Here is a 22,389-nt window from a genome sequence, read left to right as displayed (position 1 = left end):
TTTCAGTCGGTTGATATGTGATGATCCTAAAATGTATACCCATCGTAGACCAAAGTTCGGCATCGGGGTGTTCGTCAAAGGACGCCGTGCATAGATCCATGTAAGCTCTATGCCAGAATCCATGCTGGCAAAGCCTTTGTCGAGTCCCCGGCGCTTCCTTAAGTGCTGCCGAAATTTGAAGTACGAAAGGTATAAAACAAGCTATAAACATTGTGCCGCATTAGCACCCATTGGAAGTCAGCGGTAAACATATTCTGAATTTACTGCCTTTGCCGATGTAGGATTCTACCTCAATCTTACCGCTGTGGTTTTGGATGATTTTATAGGATAGCGATAAACCCAATCCGGTTCCTTGGCCAACCGGTTTCGTCGTGAAAAACGGGTCGAAAAGTTTAGAGCGGATTTCTTCAGGAATACCTTTTCCGGTGTCTTCGATTTCAATCCAAATATGGTCTTTTTCGGTTCCGGTTCTGATATAAATAGTACCGAACGTTTCGATGGCGTGAGCGGCGTTGACCAATAAGTTCATGAATATCTGATTCATCTGTGCGCCGATGCATCGATATGGTTCTAATCCGCTATATTCCTTGACGATTTTCGCCTTGTATTTGAGTTCGTTTTGGATGATATTCAAGGTGGCGTCGATACCGGCCTCGATGTCGAATAGTTCCATTTCCTGCTTGTCGATTCGAGAGAAATCTCTAAGATCTTGTACGATCTTACGCGCGCGCGTTGCTCCTTCGATCGATTCATCGACCAGATCCGACAAGTCGGTTTTTAGATAATCGATATCGATGTTTTCCTTGAGCTGATGATAAGCAAGAACTTCGCGGTTATCGGCGGGCAGTTCTTGGGCAAGCTTTTCGGCGGTCTCCGAAAACAGCAGGATATCGTTCAGGTATTGTTTTAAGCTATTCAGGTTGGAAAAAACATAACCTAACGGATTGTTGATTTCATGAGCGACACCGGCTGCTAGTTGCCCGATCGATGCCATTTTTTCGGATTGAATCAAATGGGCTTGGGTTTCTTTTAGGCGTGCATTCAGTCGGACTTGTTCGTTTTTTTCCGCTTCCAAGGTTTTGTTGGCATCGAGCAACTGCTGCGTCCGTTCCTCGACTTGTTCCATCAATAACTGATTGATGCGGGCGATTGTGATTTCGGCATTCTTTTGATTGGTAATATCCATGCCGCAGCCCATGAGTCCGGCAAAACTGCCGTTTCTTCTGATTCGCGGGACGCCGGTTTCCAGAATCCAGACAATACTTTCATCTTCTCGACGCAAGCGGTATTGAATTTTGAACTTTTTTAAGTCGGATGCGGCATGGGCATAGGTATCCGCAACTTTATCCCGGTCGTCGGGATGTATCATATCCAACCATTGCGAATGGTTGCCGGAGCCTAAGGGGATATTGAATTTTTTATGCCGGTAACGATTGCAGAAGACCGGAATGTTTTTGGCATTGGAAATCCATATCAATGCCGGTAAATTATCGGCCATTTCCTTGAATCGGTCTTCGCTTTCCCGTAAAGCCGAATAGAGATTGCTTTGCATGATAATGCCGGCTTGGTCGATCTTAGCCGCATCTGAAATCGGCTTACCGAGAATGCGGTCGGCCATTTTTTTATCGGTGCCGAGTATGTGCCGGTATAGCCAGTCGAATAAAAAATCCAAAAGGTGATGTAGTAAAAAAGATGCGTTGTCCGGTTTCTGGTTGCGCGCTTCGACGATTGTTTCGACAAATTGTCGATGTTCGTTTTTGTGCGATATGAACAATGCTTCCTCGAAGTCCGATTGTTGCATCAATTTCTCTTCTTCGTCGAAATGATAGCGTGTGTAATCGATCAAATCGTCGAGAAGTTCGGTGATTGTATCGGGGGCATGGCCTAAGGCTACGGCTTCGTCGAGACGGTTGATTAGCTCTAAAAGTCGACGGTGCTGATCGTCGACGCTGGTTATGCCTAATTTAAGACTATCGTTCCAAGTTAAAATAGAATCCATATTATTCGAGTCGGTTAAGGATTTCGTGAAAAATAACTTCCTGGAGCTATGAGTTTTGTAGCGAGTTACCGAACCTGCTTGCCTTGCATTAAAAATAGGGGAGTTATTTATGACCAAATCCTAAGTTTAACAGCGCTAAACGTATAATTTTCGTAGTATAGCCTAAAGTTGAATTGTTTCGTTCGTTTGGCGTAGACTGGCGTAAGTGTATGGGCAGCAATTCGTTTTGCGAATGGCGGCTATACTGGATGTTTTATTCATCGGTCGATTTTTTCCTAAGGTCATGGCTCAATACGACGAAAGCAGTCAAAAACTGACGATCAAGCTGGTTTATTACGGCCCGGCGCTCAGCGGCAAGACCACTAATTTAATGCGTCTGCACGATATTTTGACGCCCGATATGAAAGGCGAGTTGATGATCATGGAAACCGCCGACGATCGAACCTTGTTTTTCGATTTATTGCCGTTGGGATTTCGCGCACCGTCCGGGTTATTGATCAAATTCAAGGTTTACACGGTGCCGGGGCAGGTGATACACGACAGTACGCGCAAGGCCGTGTTGTCCCGGTCCGATGGTGTCGTGTTCGTTGCCGATTCGCAGCGGACGCAAAGCGTCAATAACGGCGAGTCGTTTGAAAATTTGGCCGCAAACGCCGCGCGCGTCGGGCTCGATTTTCAGCAATTGCCGTTGGTCGTGCAGTTCAACAAGCGCGACTTGCCGGCAATTCTGAGCGAACAGGAAATCATGGCGCGGTGGGAAAAGGCGCCGTGGCCGGTTTTGTTTAGTTCGGCGTTGACCGGCGAGGGCATCATCGAGACCTTCAAGGCTTTGTTGGCGGCTGTTTATCTAACCTGCGATCGGCTGTACCGCTTGCAATCGGATCATGGTCTCGATTGCGATAGCTTTATCGCGCAAACGTTGGGCGGTTCATTATCATCGGCAAAAGGTTGAGACGATGTACGATTTTCAATCGGGGGGCGATTTCGAACGCGATTTAAATCTTGACGAGCTCTTGAAAGGTATAGACAAGAGCCGCTTGATTTCGGCATTGAATGTCTTATTGGACACTACGGTCGGCGTCGTGGACGATACAGGGGCAAGCGTAATCGGCGACAACAGCTCGAAGACGGTTGATCGGGTGCCGTTGCATGGCGAGCTGGAGCCTGTCGGCTTTTTGCAGACACGAACCGCCGTTCCATCCGAACGCTTGAGTGCCGCGGCCGATTTGATGCAGTTGATTTTGCGCTGCAATGCTCGCTATTTGTTGGCATCCGATATTCATCTACAAACCCAGCGCGACGATTTCGAGGAATTACAGCGCAGAAACGTGGCTTTGCAAGCGTCCGAAGCGCGCTACAAAAAACTGTCCGAAAGTTTGGAAATACGCGTCAAGGAGCAGGTTAAAACGATCGAAAAGGCGCATTTGAAGCTTTATAGAAATGAAAAGCAGGCTTCGGTAGGTCGGTTGGCGGCCGGTGTGGCGCATGAGATCAACAATCCGTTAGGCTTCATTCGCAGCAATGTCGCTACCGCCGCATCCTATCTGGAATCGTTTTACGAATTCAATGCTTTGATCGATAACGGGGCTTCATCGAAGGATTTACGCAAAGTCTGGGAAGAGCGGGAATTGTCGTTATTGCTCGACGATTTCAAGGATTTGATGAAAGAAAGCCTCGAAGGACTCGATCGTATCGCGAAGATCGTTATTGCATTGAAGGGGTTTTCGCGTATCGATCAAACCGAAACCGAACGAGCCGATATCGATACGATCGTTCGGCAAATCTGCCAGGTTGCCGAATCGCAATGGCAACAAAAAGCGAAACTCGTTTTGGAACTGTCTTCGGAAACGCCGATTCAATGTCAATCCGCACAATTAGGCCAAGTCGTATACGGGCTGCTGGGTAATGCGGTAGATGCGATCGAAACAAACGGCATTATTCGTATCCGCACCGCTGTTCGAAACGGGGCTGTCGTGCTCGAAGTTCAAGATAACGGACGAGGCATTCCGGAGACGGTTTTACCGCATGTGTTCGAACCGTTTTTCACGACTAAAGAGGTCGGGCAGGGGACGGGCCTGGGCTTGACCGTTTGTCACGATATAGTCAAAGAGCACGGCGGCTCGATCGATATCGTGAGCCAGATAGGTAAGGGAACTCGGGTAACGGTTAACTTACCTGTGCATAACGCCATTCAGAACCCTAAAGAGTCTTAACAATGTCGTTTTATGCCTCATTGTTTACCGGCGGCCAAAATACCGACGCCGCGGACGAGCAAGACGATACGCAGCAAGCATCCAAGGCGTACGGCATATTACTGGTTGACGACGAACCCAACGTACTCAGCGCGTTGCGGCGCGTGTTTCGTCAGGAAAACTACCGCGTCGAAGTCGCTATGTCCGGCGACGAAGCTTTGCACACGCTCGCGAACGGTCAATTTCAGCTGATCATTTCCGACTATAAAATGCCGGGCATGAACGGAGCCGAATTGCTGCGGCGCGTCAAAATGCTTCATCCCGACATTATTCGGATCATGCTGACCGGCGAGGCCGATACCGGCGCGGTACTCGGTGCGATCAACGAAGGCGCGGTCTATAAGTTCATTCTCAAACCCTGGAATAACGACGATTTGCGTATCACGGTCGGCTTGGCGCTGGAACAGTACGACCTGATCGAAAAAAATAAAAAGCTCCAGCACGACAATGTCAATAAAAGCAAGGAGATTAAGCGACTCAGCAAACTGGCCGTGTCCGATAGCGCCCGAATCGCGATCATGCTGCATAAAAAACAATTGCTCAGCGATCGGCAGCTTCAAGAGTTATACAAAATCAAGCAGACTCGAAAGGATTCGATGCTCAAATTGATATTGGAGCGCGAATGGGTGGCCGAGAAAACGATTCGCAGCATTTTACGTAAGGAACTGCTCATCGAAGAAGTCTCGCTGCCGGAGTTTCAGGTCAATCCCGAAGCGGTCGAGCTGTTGCCGCGTTCGGTGTGCGAACAACATTGCGTATTGCCGTTGAAAGTCGATCAACGCCAATTGTTACTGGTCATGGCCGACCCGCTCGATATGGGCTTGCAGGCGGAATTACGGTTCATGACCGGCTTGACGATTGAAACCGTGATGGCCGATATCGCCGCGATCAAGAAAAAAATCAATGCCGTTTACGGCGACGAGCCGAGCTTCGGAGAAATCGAAACCATAGTTTCCGCTCTCGACCCGTTCGAGACGATCGAAGTCGTCATCGATCACGAAGACGATATTTCGCTCGAACAATTGCTGCAGGAAACGTCCGAACCGCCGGCAATACGATTGGTCAATTCGATCATCATCGAAGCGATACGCCTGAGAGCCAGCGATATTCATATTCAACCGCGAACGAAAAGCATCGTCGTTCGTTACCGGATCGACGGTATTTTGTTCGACAAGATATACATTCCGAACCAACTGCACAATCAACTCGTTTCGCGCATCAAAGTCATGGCCGAAATGGACATCACCGAGCGGCGCAGGCCTCAGGACGGACGGATTACCGTCAAAACGCCGATGCGTATCGTCGACCTTAGAATTTCGACCCTGCCGGTCATCAACGGGGAAAAGGTCGTGATGCGAATTCTGGACAGGAACGCGCAGATTCAAAGTATCGATAACCTTGACGTTGCGGAATCGGAACGGGAGAAATTGTTGCATCTGATCAACAAACCGCAGGGTATCGTACTCGCGACCGGACCGACCGGCAGCGGCAAGACGACTACGCTTTATGCCTTACTGCAGCACGGCGTGACACCGACAAAAAACTATCTCACGATCGAAGAGCCGGTCGAATATTTTCTCGATTCGGCCGGTCAGGTCAATGTGCGCGAAAAGATCGCATTGACTTTTCCGGTGATATTGCGCGCGATTTTACGGCAAGACCCCGATGTGATTCTGTTAGGAGAAATCCGCGATTTCGAAACCGCCGAAGTGGCCTTTCAGGCGGCTCTAACCGGTCATTTAGTGTTTTCTACGCTGCATACCAATTCCGCATTGGCAACGGTGGCAAGATTAATCGATTTGGGCTTGAAGCCATTCATCGTCGCCAGCGGGCTCGAAGGTGTAATTTCTCAGCGCTTGGTACGCAAGATTTGCACGCATTGTCGGGAAGTCTGCGCGCCCGATCCTGAAACGATGCGCATGCTCGGCCCGTTATTCAATACAAACGCGATCGAAGTATACCGGGGCAAAGGGTGCGAAAACTGTGGCAATACCGGCTATCAGGGCCGAGTTTGCTTGATGGAGATATTGGCGCTCAACGAAGCCATGCGCGATCTGATAACCGCACAGGCCAGTTTCGGCGACCTGAGAGCCATGGCGGTTGAAAACGGCTATCGAACGCTGCTCGACGATGCATTCGATAAGGTAGTCGCGGGTACGACGACTTGTGAGGAAATATTACGTGTTCTGGGGCCGCAGAGTTTATTCTGAGTCGTGCGTCGAAATAAAGGGCTACGATTACAATATTCATCAATCTAGAAAAAGCATTTCACCATGAAGATCATGAAGAATAACAAGTCAATTCAATAGCCCGCCATGCTTTTGCAAAACAATTTTGCACTCCTGAAAGGTTGCTAAAAGATTATGAATATCATCTTGAAATACCTCACGAACTTCATGTGCTTCATGGTTAAATTGCCGAATTTAGGTCTCTTAGGAGTTTATTTATGACTGAATCCGAATCGCCATCGGAGCGTGTGCTCTTACTCGTCGACGACGAAATCAATATCGTCAAAGCTTTGAAACGGTCCTTGCGTAGAGATGGTTATCAAATTTTGACGGCCAATAGCGGTGCCGAAGGATTGGAACTATTGGGTCGACAACGCGTAGGAGTTATCGTTTCCGACCAACGCATGCCGCACATGACCGGTGCCGAGTTTTTAAGCGAAGTTAAAGTTCTTTACCCCGACACGATGCGTATCATGTTGTCCGGGTACACCGACTTGGAATCGGTCACCAATGCGATCAATGAAGGAGCGATTTATAAATTTTTGACCAAGCCGTGGGAAGACGATTTGTTGCGGGATAATATCCGCATAGCGTTTGAACATTATGAGATGGCTTTCGACAATCGGCGATTGACCGCCGAGTTGCAAAGCGCCAACGAGGAACTCCAGCAATTCAACCGGGAGTTGGAGCGCCAGGTCAAAGAAAAAACGCGGGAAATTATTCGCAATGTCAATTTGCTGCAGGTATCGCAAGAAATACTCGAGCATTTGCCGGTAGCGGTGGTGGGTATCGATGAACAAGGCATGATAGCCGTCTCGAATCATGAATCGGACAAAATGCTACTCGGTCCGTCCGTCGGCGGACTGGTCGGATTGCAAGCCAGCAAGGTAATGCCGTCGGAAGTCATGAACTGGGTAGATCAATGTTTCGGCGGCGTTTTACCGGATAATAATACCGCTCGAATTTTAACTCTAGGAGGCGTCGAGACGACGGTTTCGGTGCGGGCGATGGGCTATTCCAGCGGCGCCAGAGGTGTTATTGTTGTGTTAATCCAGGTTTAAGTCATGATCTCCAATGATTTCGGTTACCGATTCAGAGATTGAGCCGATATCGCCGGAAGAGCAGCGCTACAAACCATAATCACAAAAAACGTAGGGTACGCTGCGTGTACCAAAACCGTGCCCGGGCGGTTCGAATAGACATTGAAGATTGTCCGTTATCAAGAATGCTTATAGGTTAAGTAGCCCGCCCCTCGTCGGGATGTTTTGTTAAACCATTAAAATCGCTAAATTCTGGTCAAAAGAAGTAAAGAGTTGAGGTATGCCCATCGCACTTCAAATTTCGGCATTGACGCATGGAGGCGCCGGGGGGGGCGGCAAAGGCTTTGACAGCAGGGATGCTGTCACAAAGCCTACATGGACGTATTCACGGCGTCCTTTGACGAACCCCCCGGTGCCGAAATTTGACCAGCAAAGGGTATACAAGAAACTAAAGCAAGTTTTGGAGACGCTATGCTGTTCAATGAAAATAAGCAATTGCAATGGATCAGCGAATTGTACCAATTGGGTCAATCCGATTCATTGCACGAAAATCCCGGTCAATTTTACCGAGATATCCTTCGCTTTATTTTGGAAGGGTTCGATGCCGATACCGGTTCGTTGACCATGCTTGAAAATGAACGCTATGTCATCAAAGCCGGAGCCGGATTGCCCGAAGAATATATCGGACGGCCGATATCGGATCAAAGCGCAGTCATTCGTTGGGTGTTGGAGAACCGGTGCGCATTATTGCTCAAAGGTAAAATCGATCAAGATCCCCGCTTCAAGAATCACGGTCCGAGATCCGATTCGCGTATTCCTGCGGCGGCCCTTTGCTGGCCTCTGATTTCGGGACAACGCTCGATTGGTACGATTTGCGTTAATAAATTAAATGAACCTTCGACATATACCGAAGCGGATCTAGAAAGCGGCCAATTAATGGCCAATGCGATCGCGCTGGCGATCGACAATATCCTGCTGAACATCGACCGACGCAAGCACATTCAAGAACTGGCCGGTGCTAACCGCCAGTTGCAGATTATCCGGCGACGCTATGAAGAGTCGGAAAAACGTTTGCATGACATCCTAAATTCATTGGACAGCGTGGTCTGGTCGATGGAGCCTGGAACCTTGAAACTCCTCTATTTAAACGATGCGGCCGAGGTGATTTCCGGCAGACCGGTCCGGGATTTTTTCGAAAGGCCGGATTTATGGTTGTCCATCGTTGATCCTAAGGACAGACAAAACGTTGAAAACCGGTTAGCCGATTTACCTGCGGCCGGTACCCAGAAGCTCGCCTACCGCATCGTACGTCCCGACGGCGAACAGCGCTGGCTATATCAATCGATGCGTTATGTTCGCGATGAAAACGAAGCGCCGCTACGAATCGACGGTATCACGGCCGATATTACCGAGCATAAAAAGGCCGAGGACTTGCTAAAACAGCGTAATACGGAATTACAGCAAGCGTTGACACAACTTCAGGAGCTGCAACAGCAATTGATGCAATCGGAAAAAATGTCGTCGATCGGCCAGCTGGCAGCCGGCGTCGCGCATGAAATCAACAACCCGATCGGCTACATCAATTCTAATCTGACATCGTTGAAAAACTATATAGAGGACTTACTTGAGCTTGTAGAAATGTATGAAAATATCGATGCGGTTTGCAACGATGCGGAACGGATCGATCCGTTACAGGCATTTAAACGGCAGATCGACTTGCCTTTTTTGAAAGAAGACGTGCTCGACTTGTTAAGCGAATCGCGAGAAGGAGCTGAGCGAGTCAAAAAAATCGTGCAGGATCTCAAGGATTTTTCTCATGTCGGCGGAGACGATGACTGGCAATGGGCGGATTTACAGGCTTGTTTGGATAGTACGTTGAATATCGTGCATAACGAGACCAAATACAAAGCGGATATCATTAAAGAATACGGCGATCTTCCACGGGTCTGGTGTTTGCCGCATCAACTGAATCAGGTGTTCATGAATTTATTGGTTAACGCCGCGCATGCCATTGAAGAGAAAGGCACGATCACGATTCGTAGCGGAACCGAAGCCGGCGGCCGGGTATGGATCGATATTGCGGATACCGGAAAAGGCATCGATCCTAAGCACCTCAATAAGATTTTCGATCCGTTTTTTACGACCAAACCGGTCGGTAAAGGAACTGGTTTAGGGCTTTCGGTTTCGTACAGCATCATTAAAAAACATCACGGAGAAATTCGCTTGGGCAGCCGCGTCGGCGAAGGCACCACGTTTCGGATCGTGTTGCCGGTAGAATATAACGCGCCGGGTAAATGAATACCGATCTAATTTGTTGGGGCTAACGTATTTCGATTGATCCTATAATCCTAAATTCGGCAATTTAACCATGAAGCACATGAAAAAATCCTTGAAGTATTTCAGGAGAGCGAAACTGTTTTGCAAAAGCATGGCAAGCTGTTGAATTAGCCTTTTATTTTTAATGGTGAAATCCTTTCCTAGGATAATAAGCATTGACTGTAAAGTAGCGGAACGACGAAATCTGAGAAAAAGGTCATCGAGCCCCATTAAAAAAATTCCACATCGCCCGACTCCGGACTTTGCGGCGCTTTTTCAATCAATCCTTGCTCGAGCAGTTCTTCATAGATGCGGATTTGGTTTCTGCCGTGCTCCTTGGCATAGTACATGGCTTGGTCGGCGCAGGCGATTACTTCGGCGGGGCTGTCTTGATTCGTGACTTGCATGATGCCGATGCTCACCGTTACATGCCCTAGTTGCGGAAACTCATGAGTCTCGATGTTTTTTCGCAGACGTTCGAATACCGATTTTGCCTCCTTCATTTCATAAGCTTGTAACAAAATCACGAATTCTTCACCGCCGAAGCGGAAAATCAGGTCTTCGTCGCCGCGAATGTCGCTTTTCATTTGCCTGGCTACTAAGATTAACACTTCATCGCCGAATAAGTGCCCGAACCGGTCGTTTACGACTTTAAAATGATCGATGTCGACAACGCCCAACCAAAAGCCAAGCGGGTTTTTTTCGCGTTTGATCAAGCGCCTACGGTTTTTTTCATTGTTTCGGATCAGGATGCTGATGAGTTCTTTGTCGAGAGTTTCCCTGTTGAGTAACTGAGTCAATTTGTCTCGTTGACTGTTGTCGATCAATTCCAGATAGTTGGCATATACCTTGAGCAGGCCGTGAGCATAACGCAGAATATCCAAGTCGGGCGTTTCCTTGCATTCTTGGATCAAGATGGCGAAAACTTCGTTGTCATGATCGATTGCCGGGTAAATGTAATGCGTTACCTTTCCGGCTTTGTTTTGGATTTGCTCCAAACTGCCTAGTAAAACGGCGGCTTCGATACCCGCCTTCAGATGTTCGGAAATGCAATGTGTTTTAGTATGTTTGCCACCGGTTTCGATCACGCCATTGACCGAATAGGCGAGTAGAGCAAGCGAGATTTTGGGTTTTGCTTCGACCACTCTGTACAGCTTGAATTCTTGCCCCGTCGTCAGCTCATCCAAGGTCTTCAATAAGCTTTTTTCGAGGATTTCCCGGTCGTGATGCCGAGTCATTTCGGCTAGACTATCGATGATCTGAATAGTGCTGATTTTATTCATTATTAGGCTCCTCGGTTAATCTTAGAGTTTTGTTGTTATTATCCTAGAAAAAGCATTTCACCATGAAGAATAGGAGGTTAATTCAATAAGTTATTACACGTTTGTAGAGAATTTTCGCTCACCAAAAAGGTTAACGAGAATGCTTAGGTAATTTCTTGAAATCCTTCATGAACCTTCTGCGGGACGGGTTATTTAACCCGTCCCCAACGTTTCGGTTTGCCCTAAACATTTCGGCTGACTTCGGCCAAAGTCAAAACGTTTAGGACGGGGTTGCAAACCCCGTCCTGCTAGGGTCACATGTAATCTATGGACGAGCCTCTTGCATTGCGCACAGCGTACCTACATCGACTTGGCGTAGTATTAATTGCAACTATTAACGCGAACATAGCCTAAATTAAGGTCTATTTGCCGATACTCATTCGGTCGTATTCGAAGCTTTGCCCAAAGGTGCTCCGAACGACGAATTAACGATGAGTTCAGGTATCGAATTTAAAGACAGCGTTTTGGATACGCCGCCGAGTTTCACTGCTTCTTTGGGCATGCCGTAGACGATGCAGGAGGCTTCGTCTTGCGCGACGGTGAACGCGCCGGCATCGAACATTTCTTTCATGCCTTTCGCGCCGTCGTCGCCCATGCCGGTCATGATGATACCGACGGCGTTCGGGCCGGCCGATTGCGCGCAGGAGCGGAATAAAACGTCCACGGACGGCCGGTGCCGGCTGACCAATGGCCCGTCTTTGACTTCGACGCGATATTGCGCGCCGCTTCGGCGCAGCAGCATGTGTTTGCCTCCCGGAGCGATTAGAACCTGTCCGGGGATGACTCGGTCGTTGGTTTCGGCTTCCTTGACGGAGACTTGGCAAAGGCTGTCAAGCCGCTTGGCGAAGGCAGCGGTGAATGCCTCGGGCATGTGCTGCACGACCACCAGTCCCGGCGTGGTTCTAGGGAGTTTGGTCAATACGAATTCCAAGGCTTGAGTACCGCCCGTCGAAGTACCTATGGCAATCACCCTGTCGGTCGTTTCCGACAGAGGTTTTAAATGCGATGGGGCGATGACCGCATCGGCATTTTGTTTGGGTTTTGGCTCGGTGCTTGAAGGCATGCTTTTTATTTTACCGACCCGGGCATGGGCCGCGGCTTTTACGGCATCGATAATCAGCGTGTTGGATTCCTCGAGGAAGTGGCGTAGGTTGACCTTGGGCTTAGTGATGATGTCGACCGCTCCGGCACTCATTGCCTGCATCGTCACTTCGGCGCCTTTTTCGGTTAGCGTCGAGCAAATGACGACCGGAGTCGGGTGTTCGTGCATGATTTTCTTGAGAAAGGTTACGCCGTCCATACGCGGCATTTCGATATCCAGCACGATCACGTCCGGCCACTCTTTTTCCATTTTTTGCAAGGCAAAAATCGGATCGGGCGCCGATCCGATAACGTTGATACCGGCGGTGCCTTCGAACAATTGTGTGAGAACCTGTCTAACGACTGCCGAGTCGTCTACGATGAAAACTTTAATGATATTCATGCTTTGGATTTTTATATGAAGGGGTTAGGCAAAATTAGCAGCAATTCCCAGTTTGAGCAGTTTCGCCGATTTTAGGGTGTGGGGTATGCCTGTCGAGGAACGTCGTAAACCCATCCATGGGGGCTTGGCAGCAGGGCAGATTTTGCAGGAGCAAAAATCTGCAAGCGCCAAGGATGGCGTGAATGCAGATTTTGCAGGAGCAAAAATCTGCCCTGCTGCCGACATCCTCGCCAAGCATACCCCACACCCTTTTTGATCTCCAAATTGGGAATTGCTGCAAAATTAGTCCTGATTAGCAAGAGGCTTCAGCTTGCTGAAGCCAACTGTCCGAGCAGTGGCCAGTCGTAGCCACTTCTGCGGGACGGGTTATTTAACCCGTCTCCAACGTTTCGGTTTGCCCTAAACATTTCGGCTGACTTCGGCCAAAGTCAAAACGTTTAGGACGGGGTTGCAAGCCCCATCCTGCTAGGGATATGCTGGTTTTTGGGCTTTAGCTGAAGAAACTTGCTAATCAGGAAATTAGTTGATTGCCTTACCAAAATTCCACGTCCGATTTGATTTTTTCTTGTGCATCGATGCGTTTTTTCCAAAAAGACCGCTCTTGTTTTTCTAGCTGTTGTGTAAGCGCGGTTTCGATGGTTTTGACGTATACCGAAAAATCGCTACTCACGAAATGAATGCTACGGCCTACCATACCTCCGAAGCTCGCCGCCAGTATCGGTATTTTTTCTTGCGCCAAGAAGGTTTTGATAAATTCGATATTGACTTCCCCGACGGATAGTTTGTCGGTTTTGTCGCTACGTAAGTGTAGTACATTGCCGCCGCCGAAACATTTGGCTTTAATTTGCGATTTTTTGGCCCCTTTTTTCATCATATCGTTGATCAAAAGCTCCATGGCATAAAGTCCGTAACGGCCTTCCTCGGTTTCGATAATCGGACGGCTTTTGGAATGATGCTGATAGGCGAGTAAAAAGTGATTCATGCCCGCTATTTTGTTGACAGGGTCGAAGAGGCATGCGGCTACGCAAGAACCCAGCAGGGTCGATATTAACTCGCCGCTGGTGCTAACATAGTATTCGCCGGGCTCGATAATCACCCGGCGAGTTTCTTTATAAGGTAGAACGATCATTTTTTCTGAAAATCGACGGTTTGATCATTTCCAGATCGCAAGTTACCCGGTGCAGGCTTTCGGAGTGGCTGATGAAAAAATAGCCGCCCGGTTTCAATGCTTTGACGATTCGCTCGACAACCGCTTTTTTGGTGTTTTGATCGAAATAAATCAAAACATTGCGTAAAAAAATCACGTCGAAGTGTTTGATGAGCTTGTTAGGTAGCGAGTGCATCAAGTTGATTTGCTCGAAGTGCGTTCGGTCGATCAACGACTCGTCGACCCGGAAAAAACCTTCTTGAGAGCGTACGCCACGCAAACAGTATTTTTTTAGCAAGGCGGGATCCATTTGTTCCAAGCGAGCCATCGGGTAGATTCCGTTTCGAGCAGTGTCAAGTACGCGCGTGCTCAAATCCGAACCTAGTATATCCCATTTCTTTCGACCTAATGTTTCCGCTAAAACCATCGCCAACGAGTAAGCCTCTTCCCCTGATGAGCAAGCCGCGCTCCAGGCGTTAAAGTGTTCTCCCTGCCAAGACTTTAAGAGAGTTGTCCGCAAAAAATCGAAGTGTTTGGGTTCGCGAAAAAAATAGGTTTCATTGGTGGTTAAAAAATTAACCATGATTTGAAATTCATCGGCAAATTCGGGTTTGCTCAGAAGACGATAATATTCCCCGTAGCTAGTCAGTCCATGAAAATGTAGGCGTTTGGCGAGCCTTCCGGCAACCATGACTTTTTTTTCGGGTGCTAAATAGATGCCGGCGTGTTCGTAAATCAAGCTCTGAAAGCAATCGAATTCTTTTTTAGTAATCGGTGAAATGCTAATCGTTGTATCCTTGATTCATGCGCTAATCGGTCATATCGCGGCCAATAGAGAACGTTGATTGTGTTGTGTGGCGTAAAACTTTACTATAATTGATAACTTAACCGAGCCAAAAAAGGAAGTATTTAATGTCTTTTTCCGATAACACGCCAAAAATTGCCGCAAACGGAAAATTCGCCTTCTACAGTATGCCGACAGGTTTGGGTTTGCTTGGGGGGGGGGTAGCTATCTGGCAAGGCGCATTCAATCTCGTCGGCTTTATCGCATTGGGAATACTTACCGCAACAGGTTTCGTTATTGGGCTGGCATTGTTTAAGCGTCAACAGGAGAGTTTGAAGCGCTTGGATGCTCAGTGGAAAAACGATGAAAATGCCAAGTTGAGCGACGCAAATGCTTATTCGATAGAGCTGGAAAAGCTGATTATGGAGGTCATCCCGATCGTTATTCGTCAGGTCGGGACCTCCCGTGCTCATACCGAGCAGGAAATTACCACGTTATCGGTTCAATTTTCAAGCATGGTTTCGCAAATCGATGCGTTAACCGGAAGGTCGTTGCAAGGTCGCCAGGAAGATCATATCGATTCATTGCTTAGCGGAAGCCGGGCGACTTTGGAAGGCGTTATTCAAAATCTCAATCAGATTAATCAAGCTGAACGTGTCATGATCGATCAAGTTAGAGAGCTATCGACGTACACCAACAGCCTCGATAGTATGGCGCAAGAAGTTCGTAAAGTCGCCGAGCAAATTAATTTGCTGGCATTGAATGCCGCGATCGAAGCGGCTAGAGCCGGGGAACACGGGCGCGGTTTTGCGGTCGTTGCCGACGAGGTCAGAAAACTGGCTGGCTTTTCATCGACGACCGGCGAAAGAATCAGCCGGACGGTCAATGAAATTATTGCAGCGATGAACACAACGCTAAGAACGGCAGAGTCGTCGACGGAAAGCGACGAACAAAATATCGATTCCGCCGATCACGCGATCAACCGAGTTCTGTCCGATATCAAAGCGACTTTGACAGCTTTTAAAGATGATGCGGCCGAATTGATGGATAATAGCGGGCAAATCCGCAATCAAATTTATTCGGTTTTGACGGCGCTGCAATTCCAGGATCGAGTCACTCAGATGCTAGATCATGTCGAACATAATCTAGAACACCTGCAAAATGCTATCGAAAAAACGCAAGGAGCCGGACACAGGCGTCATGCCGATATGATTAACGTCGAACAAACCCTATCGACAATGGAGCTGAGTTATACGATGCCCGAAGAGTTGATTAATCATGCTTCGGCGACAACTTCCCATGACCGGTCGAGCTATTCCGACGATCTTACTTTTTTCTAATTCAAGGAGACCCTCTAACATGGCAAAAACGATCATGATTGTCGATGACTCCGCTTCTATCCGGCAGGTCGTCAGCATTGCGTTAAAAGGCGGCGGTTACGACGTTTTAGAAGCGTGCGACGGTAAAGACGCGCTGAACAAACTGAAAGGTCAAAAAATTCATCTGATCATCACCGATGTCAACATGCCGAATATGGACGGTATTACGTTTGTGCAAGAAGTCAAAAAATTAGCCGATTATAAGTTTACGCCGATGATGATGTTGACCACCGAAGCTGCCGAAGATAAAAAACAGGCAGGGAAGGCGGCCGGTGCTAAGGCGTGGCTGACCAAGCCGTTTCAGCCGCAGACTTTAATGACGGCGGTATCGAAATTGGTTTTACCTTAATCAAAGCAGCAATTCCCAGTTTGAACATGCTCTCGGAGTTGAGGGTGTGACGCATGCTTGTCGAGGAACGCCGTGAACCCGTCCGTGGGGAGGCTTGACGGCGGCTTCCTCGCCAAGCATACCCCACACCTTTTTTACCTTCAAATTGTGAATTGCTGTAATCAACGTGTGAATTTGTTAAGCGATAGAATCTCTGCTACCTTTGATACATTGTCAATACAAATGTCCGCTTTTCACCGTCAGTTACCGGGAGCAAGCCTTTGGCCATAGAAGTCAGCGAAAAAAACGGTATAACGATTATCGCGATACAAGACGATATGACTATCTATACCGCGAGCGAACAAAAAGCGCGGCTCTCGAAATATTTACAGTCGGGCCGCGAGCTGCAGATTAACTTGTCCGGCGTTTCCGAAATGGACAGCGCTGGCTTGCAGCTTTTGTTATGGCTCAAGCAGGAAGCTGGCCGTAATGCGATTAAATTGAGTCTGGTTAGACATAGTCAGGCCGTTGTCGAAGTGTTGGAGTTATTGAATTTGACGGGGCACTTCGGCGATCCGGTGGTTATTTCGGCGAATTGGAATGCATCATGAGCGAATTAGACGCGGCAATACAGACTTTCGTACAAGAGGCCGATGAACTGCTGGCCGAAATGGAATTAGCGTTGCTTGGCCTGGAAGATAACCCGGACGATAGCGAAAGCATCAATAGCGTATTCAGGGCGATGCACACGATCAAAGGCAGCTCGGGCCTGTTCGGATTCGATTCTATCGTGGCATTCGCTCACGAAGCCGAAACGGTGCTGGACCAAGTTAGGCGAGGCCAACGCGAGATTGACGGCGCGTTGATCTCGACATTACTGAATTGCAAGGATCATACATCCAAATTGATCGAGCATTATTTAACGGAGGCGGAACAAGAATTACCGCAAGAATTGAAGTTGAAGGGCGAGTCCTTAATCAAGCAATTAGGGGGCGCTACGACAAAGCAAAAAAGCATGCCGGTTGAAGCGGACTCGAAGCACGGAACTTCCGAAGCGTCTGACACCGAGGATGATACGAACGATAGCGATTGGGTGATTCTTCTGGAGTTCGGGCCCGATGCCTTGCGTAATGGCATGGATCCGTTATCTTTTATTCGGTACTTGAAAACGCTGGGTGACATTGTCGATATCTTGACTTCGACGCCGGACTTACCGACCGGCGAGGCCATGGATCCGGAGAGCTGTTATCTGCATTTTAAAATCGTATTTCGAGCTAACACCGATAAACAAAGCATCGAAAGCGTTTTCGAGTTTGCCGAGGACGACTGCGAAATTAGAATTATTCCGCCTCATTCGCAAATCGAGCATTACCTAGATCTGTTGGCCGAACCGTCCGACGAAGACGGCGCCCAGGTCGAACGCTTGGGAGAAATGTTGATAAACATCGGCGCATTGACACCGAAGGAAGTCGCCAAAGCTTTACAGCGGCAAAGCGAAGATAAAGCCGAATCGCCGGAACAAGCGAAACCGATTGGAGAGATTCTGGTCGAGCAGCAATCGGCTGAGCAGCCGGTTGTCGAACAAGCACTCAAAAAACAGCAAAGTGTTAAACAAAAAATAGCGGCCGAAGCCAACTATATTCGAGTCGATTCGGAAAAGCTCGGTAAATTGATCAACTTAGTTGGCGAATTGGTGATTTCCGGCGCGGCGATGCGCATGATGGTCGATCGGCACGGCTTGAGCGATGTCGAAGAGGTCGCGGTCAGTATGAACGATCTGGTTAGCGAAATTCGCGATACCGCGCTCGAACTCAGAATGGTCGCGATCGGCGAAACGTTCTCACGATTTCGGCGCGTGGTTCGCGATGTCAGCAACGAGCTGAATAAGCAGATTGAGCTTAAAATTACCGGCGGCGAAACCGAACTCGATAAAACTGTAGTTGAGAAAATCAACGATCCGTTGACTCACTTGATTCGCAATTCACTCGATCACGGCATCGAAATGCCGGAACAGCGTAGGGCGGCCGGCAAGCCCGAACAAGGCACCGTGCATCTCAATGCCTATCACGATTCGGGACATATCGTCATTCAAATCGCCGATGACGGCGCCGGATTGAATGACGAAAAAATTAGAACTAAGGCCATTGCCAACGGCTTGATAACGCCAGATCAAGTATTGACCAAGCAAGAAGTTTTTGACTTGATTTTCGAGGCGGGTTTGAGCACGAAGGATGAGGCGAGTAATTTATCGGGACGCGGCGTCGGCATGGATGTCGTGCGCCGCAACATCGAAGCGCTAAGAGGCTCAGTGAGTCTTGATAGTGAGCCGGGTCAGGGTACGACGGTCACGATTCATTTGCCGTTGACCTTGGCGATTATCGACGGTTTCATGGTTGAAGCCGAACAAGAGTGTTACATAATCCCGCTTAGCATGGTCGAGGAATGCGTTGAAATGAGCCCCGAAGAGTGCGAAGTCGACGAGATTCAGCATTATGTCAATTTGCGAGGCGAAGTGATGCCTTATTTAAGGCTTGGCGATTATTTCAATAATCGCAAACAGCATAGCAATATTCACCGGGAAAGCATGGTCGTGGTACGTTTCGGCCAGACTAAAGTCGGATTCGTGGTCGATAAGTTGCACGGTGAGCATCAAACGGTCATCAAACCCTTAGGTAAGGTCTTCGAACAATTAAAAGGCATCAGCGGCGCGACGGTGCTGGGTAGCGGCGATGTGGCATTGATTTTGGACGTGCAAGGCTTGGTGCAGTTCGCGACAAGAGATAAGAGTCGTGCGTCGATCGGTTTAGCCGGTTGAGGAATGCCCCGCCAATGTATACCCATCGTAGATCAAAATTCGGTACCGGGGTGTCCGTCAAAGCAGCAATTCCCTGGTTGAGCAGTTTCGCCGATTTTAGGGTGTGGGGTATGCCTGTCGAGGAACGCCGTAAACCCATCCATGGGGGCTTGGCGGCAGCTCGAACGCCAAGGATGGCGTGAATGCAGATTTTGCAGGAGCAAAAATCTGCAAGCGCCAAGGATGGCGTGAATGCAGATTTTGCAGGAGCAAAAATCTGCCCTGCTGCCGACATCCTCGCCAAGCATACCCCACACCCTTTTTGATCTCCAAATTGGGAATTGCTGGCCTCCTCGGGAACTGCCGAAATTTGAAGTGCGAAAGGTGTATCATCAGTAAAGGAGCTGATTTATGAGTAATTTAGTCGTCAAGGGAAAAAGCGGTCAGGAGTTAGCGGCGGGGTCGGCCGATCAATTTCAACAATATTTGACTTTTTTGGTCGGTAAGGACAATTTCGCGATCGGCATTCTGGACGTCAAGGAGATTATTGAAATCAGCAATATTACGCGTGTGCCGATGACGCCTGATTACATCAGAGGTGTAATCAATCTGCGCGGCAATGTCGTGCCGGTGATCGATTTATCTGCGCGTTTGGATCGTCATCCGAGTGAAATTACCAAACGCAGTTGCATTGTTTTGGTCGAGGTCGAAACGCATGGCGAAGCCCAGGTCATCGGTATGTTGGTCGACCAGGTCAATGAAATTCTCGATATTCCGCAAGCCAATATTCAGCCGCCTCCCGATTTCGGCGCCGATATCAGAACCGAATTTATCCAGGCGATGGGTCGGGTGGACGATAATTTTATTATCTTGCTGGCCATCAACCGGATTCTCTCAATCGACGAGCTGTCGCAATTACAGCATGTCGTTAAGTCGCAAAACAGCGCTTCGCAAACCGATACCTCGGAATTGGCATAACTTTCACGAATAGGGACTCATCTCATGGCTATCAATGATCTAAAAGTAAAAACAAAAATCCTAAGCGGTGCCATGTTGTTAGTGGCGATAACGGTCGTTTTCGGAGGCTTGGCTCAAGTATATATGGGTCGTGTTTCCGGGGCATTGTTCGGTATAACCGACCATGATGCCAAAGCGGTTGAATATGCGACCGGTGTCGAACGAATGGCTCTATTGACGATCATGGAAGAAAAAAATTATTTATTGTTCGAGCGGGACGAGATTCATCAACGCGCCGAAGACAATGTGAAGCAATTGTTCGGCTATCTGGATAAAGTGGATGAAGTCGCCAAACAATTCAATAATACGGGTTTACTGGAGCAATCCCAAGTCGCTCGCCGGGATACGATCCGCTATGCCGAGGAATATCGAAGAGGGGTGGCGGCGCTGAAAAATAATCGAGACGCTGTACGCCAGATGGTTGATCGGGGCGAAATCGTCATCAATGCCGCTGCTCAATTCATGGATATGCAACGCAACGCCTATACCGATGCGATGGGCCGGGGCGCCGATGCCAGAACTCTGGATCAATTCGTGCAGCGCTATATCCTAACTACGAATATTCGGACAGTGGCCAACCAAATCATTCGTTTTGAAAAAGAAGAGGTGAATTACAAGGATCGAAAAGCCTGGAATCAAATGACGGTGTTGTTGCCGCAATTGATGCGCTTGTATGACGATTTGCAACAAATTACGACCGCGCAAGCAGAATTGCGCTTAATCGAGGACGCACGCCGCGCGACGACGGAATACCGGCAAGCGGCGGAAAGTTGGATCAAAAACGACGACGAATTGAAGCAGATTCTGCAGCGCATGGAAGAACTGGGAAATACTGTGATACAACAAGCCCAGGATGCAGAAAGTGCCGGTGTCGCGCAATTGGCTGTAGCCCGCGACCAAGCCGATGCTTTAGTCAAGGAAGCCAATATGATTATCATTGGCACGATTATCATCGCTGTTGTTTTAGGCGTGATGATTGCCTTATTCCTTGCCTCGCTGATCACGAAACCGATTATTAAAGGGGTTACATTCGCGCAATCGCTGGCGGCAGGTGACTTGACAACGACGCTCGATATCGACCAAAAAGATGAAATCGGAATCTTGGCGGATGCTTTGAAATCGATGAGCCGCCAATTCAAGGAGGTCGTGCAAGGTGTGCGTTTGAATGCCGACAGTTTAGCCAGCGCCTCTCATGAAATTAGCGCGACCGCACAAACTTTGAGTCAGTCGGCGATGGAGCAGGCTTCTAGCGTCGAGCAAACTACAGCATCGGTCGAGCAACTGAATGCATCGGTTCAGCAGAACGTCGAAAACGCCAAGGTGACCAATGACATGGCGAATTCTTCGGCACGCGATGCCGCATCCGGCGGTGAAGCGGTCAAGCGGACCGTTTCTGCGATGAAAGAGATAGCCAGTAAAATCGGATTGATCGAGGACATTGCCTACAAGACCAATCTATTGTCATTGAACGCGGCGATCGAAGCCGCGAGAGCCGGGGAGCACGGTAAAGGCTTTACTGTCGTTGCGGCCGAGGTGCGTAAACTGGCAGAGAACAGCCGCGTGACCGCACTTGAAATCAACGAGCTGGCGACCAAGAGTGTGAGTATCGCCGAAGAAGCCGGTAAATCGCTTGAAGACGTCGTGCCGAATATTCAAAAAACGGCGGATTTAGTCGAGGAAATTACGGCATCATCGGAAGAGCAAGCGCAAGGCATCAGCCAAATCAACGATGCGATGAGTCAGTTGGATCAAGCAACACAACAAAATGCTTCGTCTTCGGAAGAATTGGCAGCGACGGCGGAGGAAATGAGCGGTCAAGCGGAACAATTACAGCAAGCCGTAGCGTTCTTCAAGGTCGATAATGTGGCGACGAATAGCGTTCATGTCAGAAAAGCTTCAATGCCGAATAAACCTTCGGCATCAAGGCCTGTCGCAAAAGCCAATACAACGACTTCGTCTCGGTCTTCGGGAGGAGTATCGAACGCCGATCCCGATTTCAGGGATTTCGAAAAGTTTTAGCTTGTTTGTTCCATGAACCTAAAAAAATCAGTTAAGCATTCTAAATCCCCTCATGCTTCGACAAGCTCAGCACGAGCGGATTTCACGCGCTCTAACCGATTTTTTAGGATGAATGCCATGAAGTTAACGAAGAAAAGAGTCTTAAAATCAAATGACCGATCTTCATGGATTTTCATGCTCATCCGGAGGGGTATCGTTTTATGAACAAGCATTGAATAACTTGATCAATAGCCCCCTCTCCCCATAGGCGCCAACTTAAGAAAATAACGCGTCATTCCGCC

General features: G+C 48.6%; 18 protein-coding genes. 13 read left to right on the top strand and 5 right to left on the bottom strand.

Annotated elements, in window-relative coordinates; translation table 11 throughout:
• Positions 1-220: 220 nt before the first annotated feature.
• Complete coding sequence (locus tag METBU_RS0110315; protein ID WP_017840550.1) at positions 221-1,999, bottom strand: bacteriohemerythrin; 1,779 nt, start codon at positions 1,997-1,999, stop codon at positions 221-223.
• Positions 2,000-2,231: 232 nt separating this feature from the next.
• Here METBU_RS0110315 and METBU_RS0110310 point away from each other — a divergent pair, with 232 nt between their 5' ends.
• The 5 genes from METBU_RS0110310 to METBU_RS0110290 all read left to right on the top strand — a co-directional run bounded on the left by METBU_RS0110310 (position 2,232) and on the right by METBU_RS0110290 (position 9,817).
• Entirely contained in the window at positions 2,232-2,951 is a 720-nt protein-coding gene (locus tag METBU_RS0110310) for a GTP-binding protein (protein WP_017840549.1), read from the top strand.
• Between the two features lie 4 nt (positions 2,952-2,955).
• The gene (locus METBU_RS0110305; RefSeq protein ID WP_017840548.1) at positions 2,956-4,212 is read left to right on the top strand and encodes a sensor histidine kinase; all 1,257 of its coding nucleotides are present in this window, start codon (positions 2,956-2,958) and stop codon (positions 4,210-4,212) included.
• 2 nt (positions 4,213-4,214) lie between these two features.
• Positions 4,215-6,461 (top strand): ATPase, T2SS/T4P/T4SS family, encoded by a 2,247-nt coding sequence (locus METBU_RS0110300; RefSeq protein ID WP_017840547.1) that lies wholly within the window; start codon positions 4,215-4,217, stop codon positions 6,459-6,461.
• Between the two features lie 236 nt (positions 6,462-6,697).
• On the top strand, positions 6,698-7,540 hold the full coding sequence (locus METBU_RS23910) for a response regulator (protein ID WP_017840546.1): 843 nt from the start codon (positions 6,698-6,700) through the stop codon (positions 7,538-7,540).
• A 450-nt stretch (positions 7,541-7,990) separates the two neighbouring features.
• Positions 7,991-9,817, top strand: coding sequence for an ATP-binding protein (locus METBU_RS0110290; RefSeq protein ID WP_017840545.1), 1,827 nt, complete (start codon positions 7,991-7,993; stop codon positions 9,815-9,817).
• 248 nt (positions 9,818-10,065) lie between these two features.
• Here the strand turns inward: METBU_RS0110290 and METBU_RS0110280 are convergent, their stop codons facing one another.
• Entirely contained in the window at positions 10,066-11,118 is a 1,053-nt protein-coding gene (locus tag METBU_RS0110280) for a GGDEF domain-containing protein (protein WP_017840543.1), read from the bottom strand.
• Between the two features lie 415 nt (positions 11,119-11,533).
• Positions 11,534-12,640, bottom strand: a complete 1,107-nt coding sequence (locus tag METBU_RS0110275; RefSeq protein WP_017840542.1) for a protein-glutamate methylesterase/protein-glutamine glutaminase — start codon at positions 12,638-12,640, stop codon at positions 11,534-11,536.
• An 85-nt stretch (positions 12,641-12,725) separates the two neighbouring features.
• Between METBU_RS0110275 and METBU_RS28070 the strand changes: the two genes are divergently transcribed.
• The gene (locus METBU_RS28070; protein ID WP_017840541.1) at positions 12,726-12,896 is read left to right on the top strand and encodes a hypothetical protein; all 171 of its coding nucleotides are present in this window, start codon (positions 12,726-12,728) and stop codon (positions 12,894-12,896) included.
• A gap of 276 nt (positions 12,897-13,172) precedes the next feature.
• On the opposite strand, the gene METBU_RS0110265 is transcribed toward METBU_RS28070, so the two are convergent.
• Entirely contained in the window at positions 13,173-13,769 is a 597-nt protein-coding gene (locus tag METBU_RS0110265) for a chemotaxis protein CheD (RefSeq protein ID WP_017840540.1), read from the bottom strand.
• Positions 13,750-14,559, bottom strand: coding sequence for a CheR family methyltransferase (locus METBU_RS0110260; RefSeq protein ID WP_026130140.1), 810 nt, complete (start codon positions 14,557-14,559; stop codon positions 13,750-13,752). The genes METBU_RS0110265 and METBU_RS0110260 overlap by 20 nt, the downstream gene beginning before the upstream one ends.
• 140 nt (positions 14,560-14,699) lie before the next feature.
• Here METBU_RS0110260 and METBU_RS29125 point away from each other — a divergent pair, with 140 nt between their 5' ends.
• From METBU_RS29125 to METBU_RS0110220, 7 genes are all read left to right on the top strand, one after another.
• Entirely contained in the window at positions 14,700-15,911 is a 1,212-nt protein-coding gene (locus tag METBU_RS29125; protein ID WP_017840538.1) for a methyl-accepting chemotaxis protein, read from the top strand.
• Positions 15,912-15,930: 19 nt separating this feature from the next.
• Positions 15,931-16,299 carry a response regulator gene (locus METBU_RS0110250; RefSeq protein ID WP_017840537.1) on the top strand — a complete coding sequence of 123 codons (369 nt, stop codon included), beginning with the start codon at positions 15,931-15,933 and terminating at the stop codon, positions 16,297-16,299.
• A gap of 260 nt (positions 16,300-16,559) precedes the next feature.
• Positions 16,560-16,889: an STAS domain-containing protein gene (locus METBU_RS0110245; RefSeq protein WP_017840536.1), complete on the top strand. Its 330-nt coding sequence runs from the start codon at positions 16,560-16,562 to the stop codon at positions 16,887-16,889.
• Positions 16,886-19,093 (top strand): chemotaxis protein CheA, encoded by a 2,208-nt coding sequence (locus METBU_RS0110240; protein ID WP_017840535.1) that lies wholly within the window; start codon positions 16,886-16,888, stop codon positions 19,091-19,093. Before METBU_RS0110245 ends, METBU_RS0110240 begins: the two co-directional genes overlap by 4 nt.
• A 182-nt stretch (positions 19,094-19,275) precedes the next feature.
• The gene (locus METBU_RS29015; RefSeq protein ID WP_017839019.1) at positions 19,276-19,398 is read left to right on the top strand and encodes a hypothetical protein; all 123 of its coding nucleotides are present in this window, start codon (positions 19,276-19,278) and stop codon (positions 19,396-19,398) included.
• Between the two features lie 85 nt (positions 19,399-19,483).
• Complete coding sequence (locus tag METBU_RS0110225) at positions 19,484-20,050, top strand: chemotaxis protein CheW (RefSeq protein ID WP_017840534.1); 567 nt, start codon at positions 19,484-19,486, stop codon at positions 20,048-20,050.
• A 24-nt stretch (positions 20,051-20,074) separates the two neighbouring features.
• Entirely contained in the window at positions 20,075-22,108 is a 2,034-nt protein-coding gene (locus METBU_RS0110220; RefSeq protein ID WP_017840533.1) for a methyl-accepting chemotaxis protein, read from the top strand.
• Positions 22,109-22,389 lie beyond the last annotated feature (281 nt).

Origin of the sequence: Methylotuvimicrobium buryatense 5G, assembly GCF_000341735.1 — a bacterium.
Lineage (GTDB): Bacteria > Pseudomonadota > Gammaproteobacteria > Methylococcales > Methylomonadaceae > Methylotuvimicrobium > Methylotuvimicrobium buryatense.
Note: the sequence above shows the minus strand (reverse complement) of the source record. Positions and strands in the feature narration are given on the sequence as shown.

Excerpts from the sequence above, each read along its gene's own strand:
- METBU_RS0110275 (WP_017840542.1), bottom strand. The coding sequence starts at position 12,640 with ATGAATATCATTAAAGTTTTCATCGTAGACGACTCGGCAGTCGTTAGA.
- METBU_RS0110315 (WP_017840550.1), bottom strand. The coding sequence starts at position 1,999 with ATGGATTCTATTTTAACTTGGAACGATAGTCTTAAATTAGGCATAACC.
- METBU_RS29125 (WP_017840538.1), top strand. The coding sequence starts at position 14,700 with ATGTCTTTTTCCGATAACACGCCAAAAATTGCCGCAAACGGAAAATTC.
- METBU_RS0110305 (WP_017840548.1), top strand. The coding sequence starts at position 2,956 with ATGTACGATTTTCAATCGGGGGGCGATTTCGAACGCGATTTAAATCTT.
- METBU_RS0110300 (WP_017840547.1), top strand. The coding sequence starts at position 4,215 with ATGTCGTTTTATGCCTCATTGTTTACCGGCGGCCAAAATACCGACGCC.
- METBU_RS0110280 (WP_017840543.1), bottom strand. The coding sequence starts at position 11,118 with ATGAATAAAATCAGCACTATTCAGATCATCGATAGTCTAGCCGAAATG.
- METBU_RS0110220 (WP_017840533.1), top strand. The coding sequence starts at position 20,075 with ATGGCTATCAATGATCTAAAAGTAAAAACAAAAATCCTAAGCGGTGCC.
- METBU_RS0110250 (WP_017840537.1), top strand. The coding sequence starts at position 15,931 with ATGGCAAAAACGATCATGATTGTCGATGACTCCGCTTCTATCCGGCAG.
- METBU_RS0110265 (WP_017840540.1), bottom strand. The coding sequence starts at position 13,769 with ATGATCGTTCTACCTTATAAAGAAACTCGCCGGGTGATTATCGAGCCC.
- METBU_RS23910 (WP_017840546.1), top strand. The coding sequence starts at position 6,698 with ATGACTGAATCCGAATCGCCATCGGAGCGTGTGCTCTTACTCGTCGAC.
- METBU_RS0110225 (WP_017840534.1), top strand. The coding sequence starts at position 19,484 with ATGAGTAATTTAGTCGTCAAGGGAAAAAGCGGTCAGGAGTTAGCGGCG.
- METBU_RS0110240 (WP_017840535.1), top strand. The coding sequence starts at position 16,886 with ATGAGCGAATTAGACGCGGCAATACAGACTTTCGTACAAGAGGCCGAT.
- METBU_RS29015 (WP_017839019.1), top strand. The coding sequence starts at position 19,276 with ATGCAGATTTTGCAGGAGCAAAAATCTGCAAGCGCCAAGGATGGCGTG.
- METBU_RS28070 (WP_017840541.1), top strand. The coding sequence starts at position 12,726 with ATGCCTGTCGAGGAACGTCGTAAACCCATCCATGGGGGCTTGGCAGCA.
- METBU_RS0110290 (WP_017840545.1), top strand. The coding sequence starts at position 7,991 with ATGCTGTTCAATGAAAATAAGCAATTGCAATGGATCAGCGAATTGTAC.
- METBU_RS0110310 (WP_017840549.1), top strand. The coding sequence starts at position 2,232 with ATGGCGGCTATACTGGATGTTTTATTCATCGGTCGATTTTTTCCTAAG.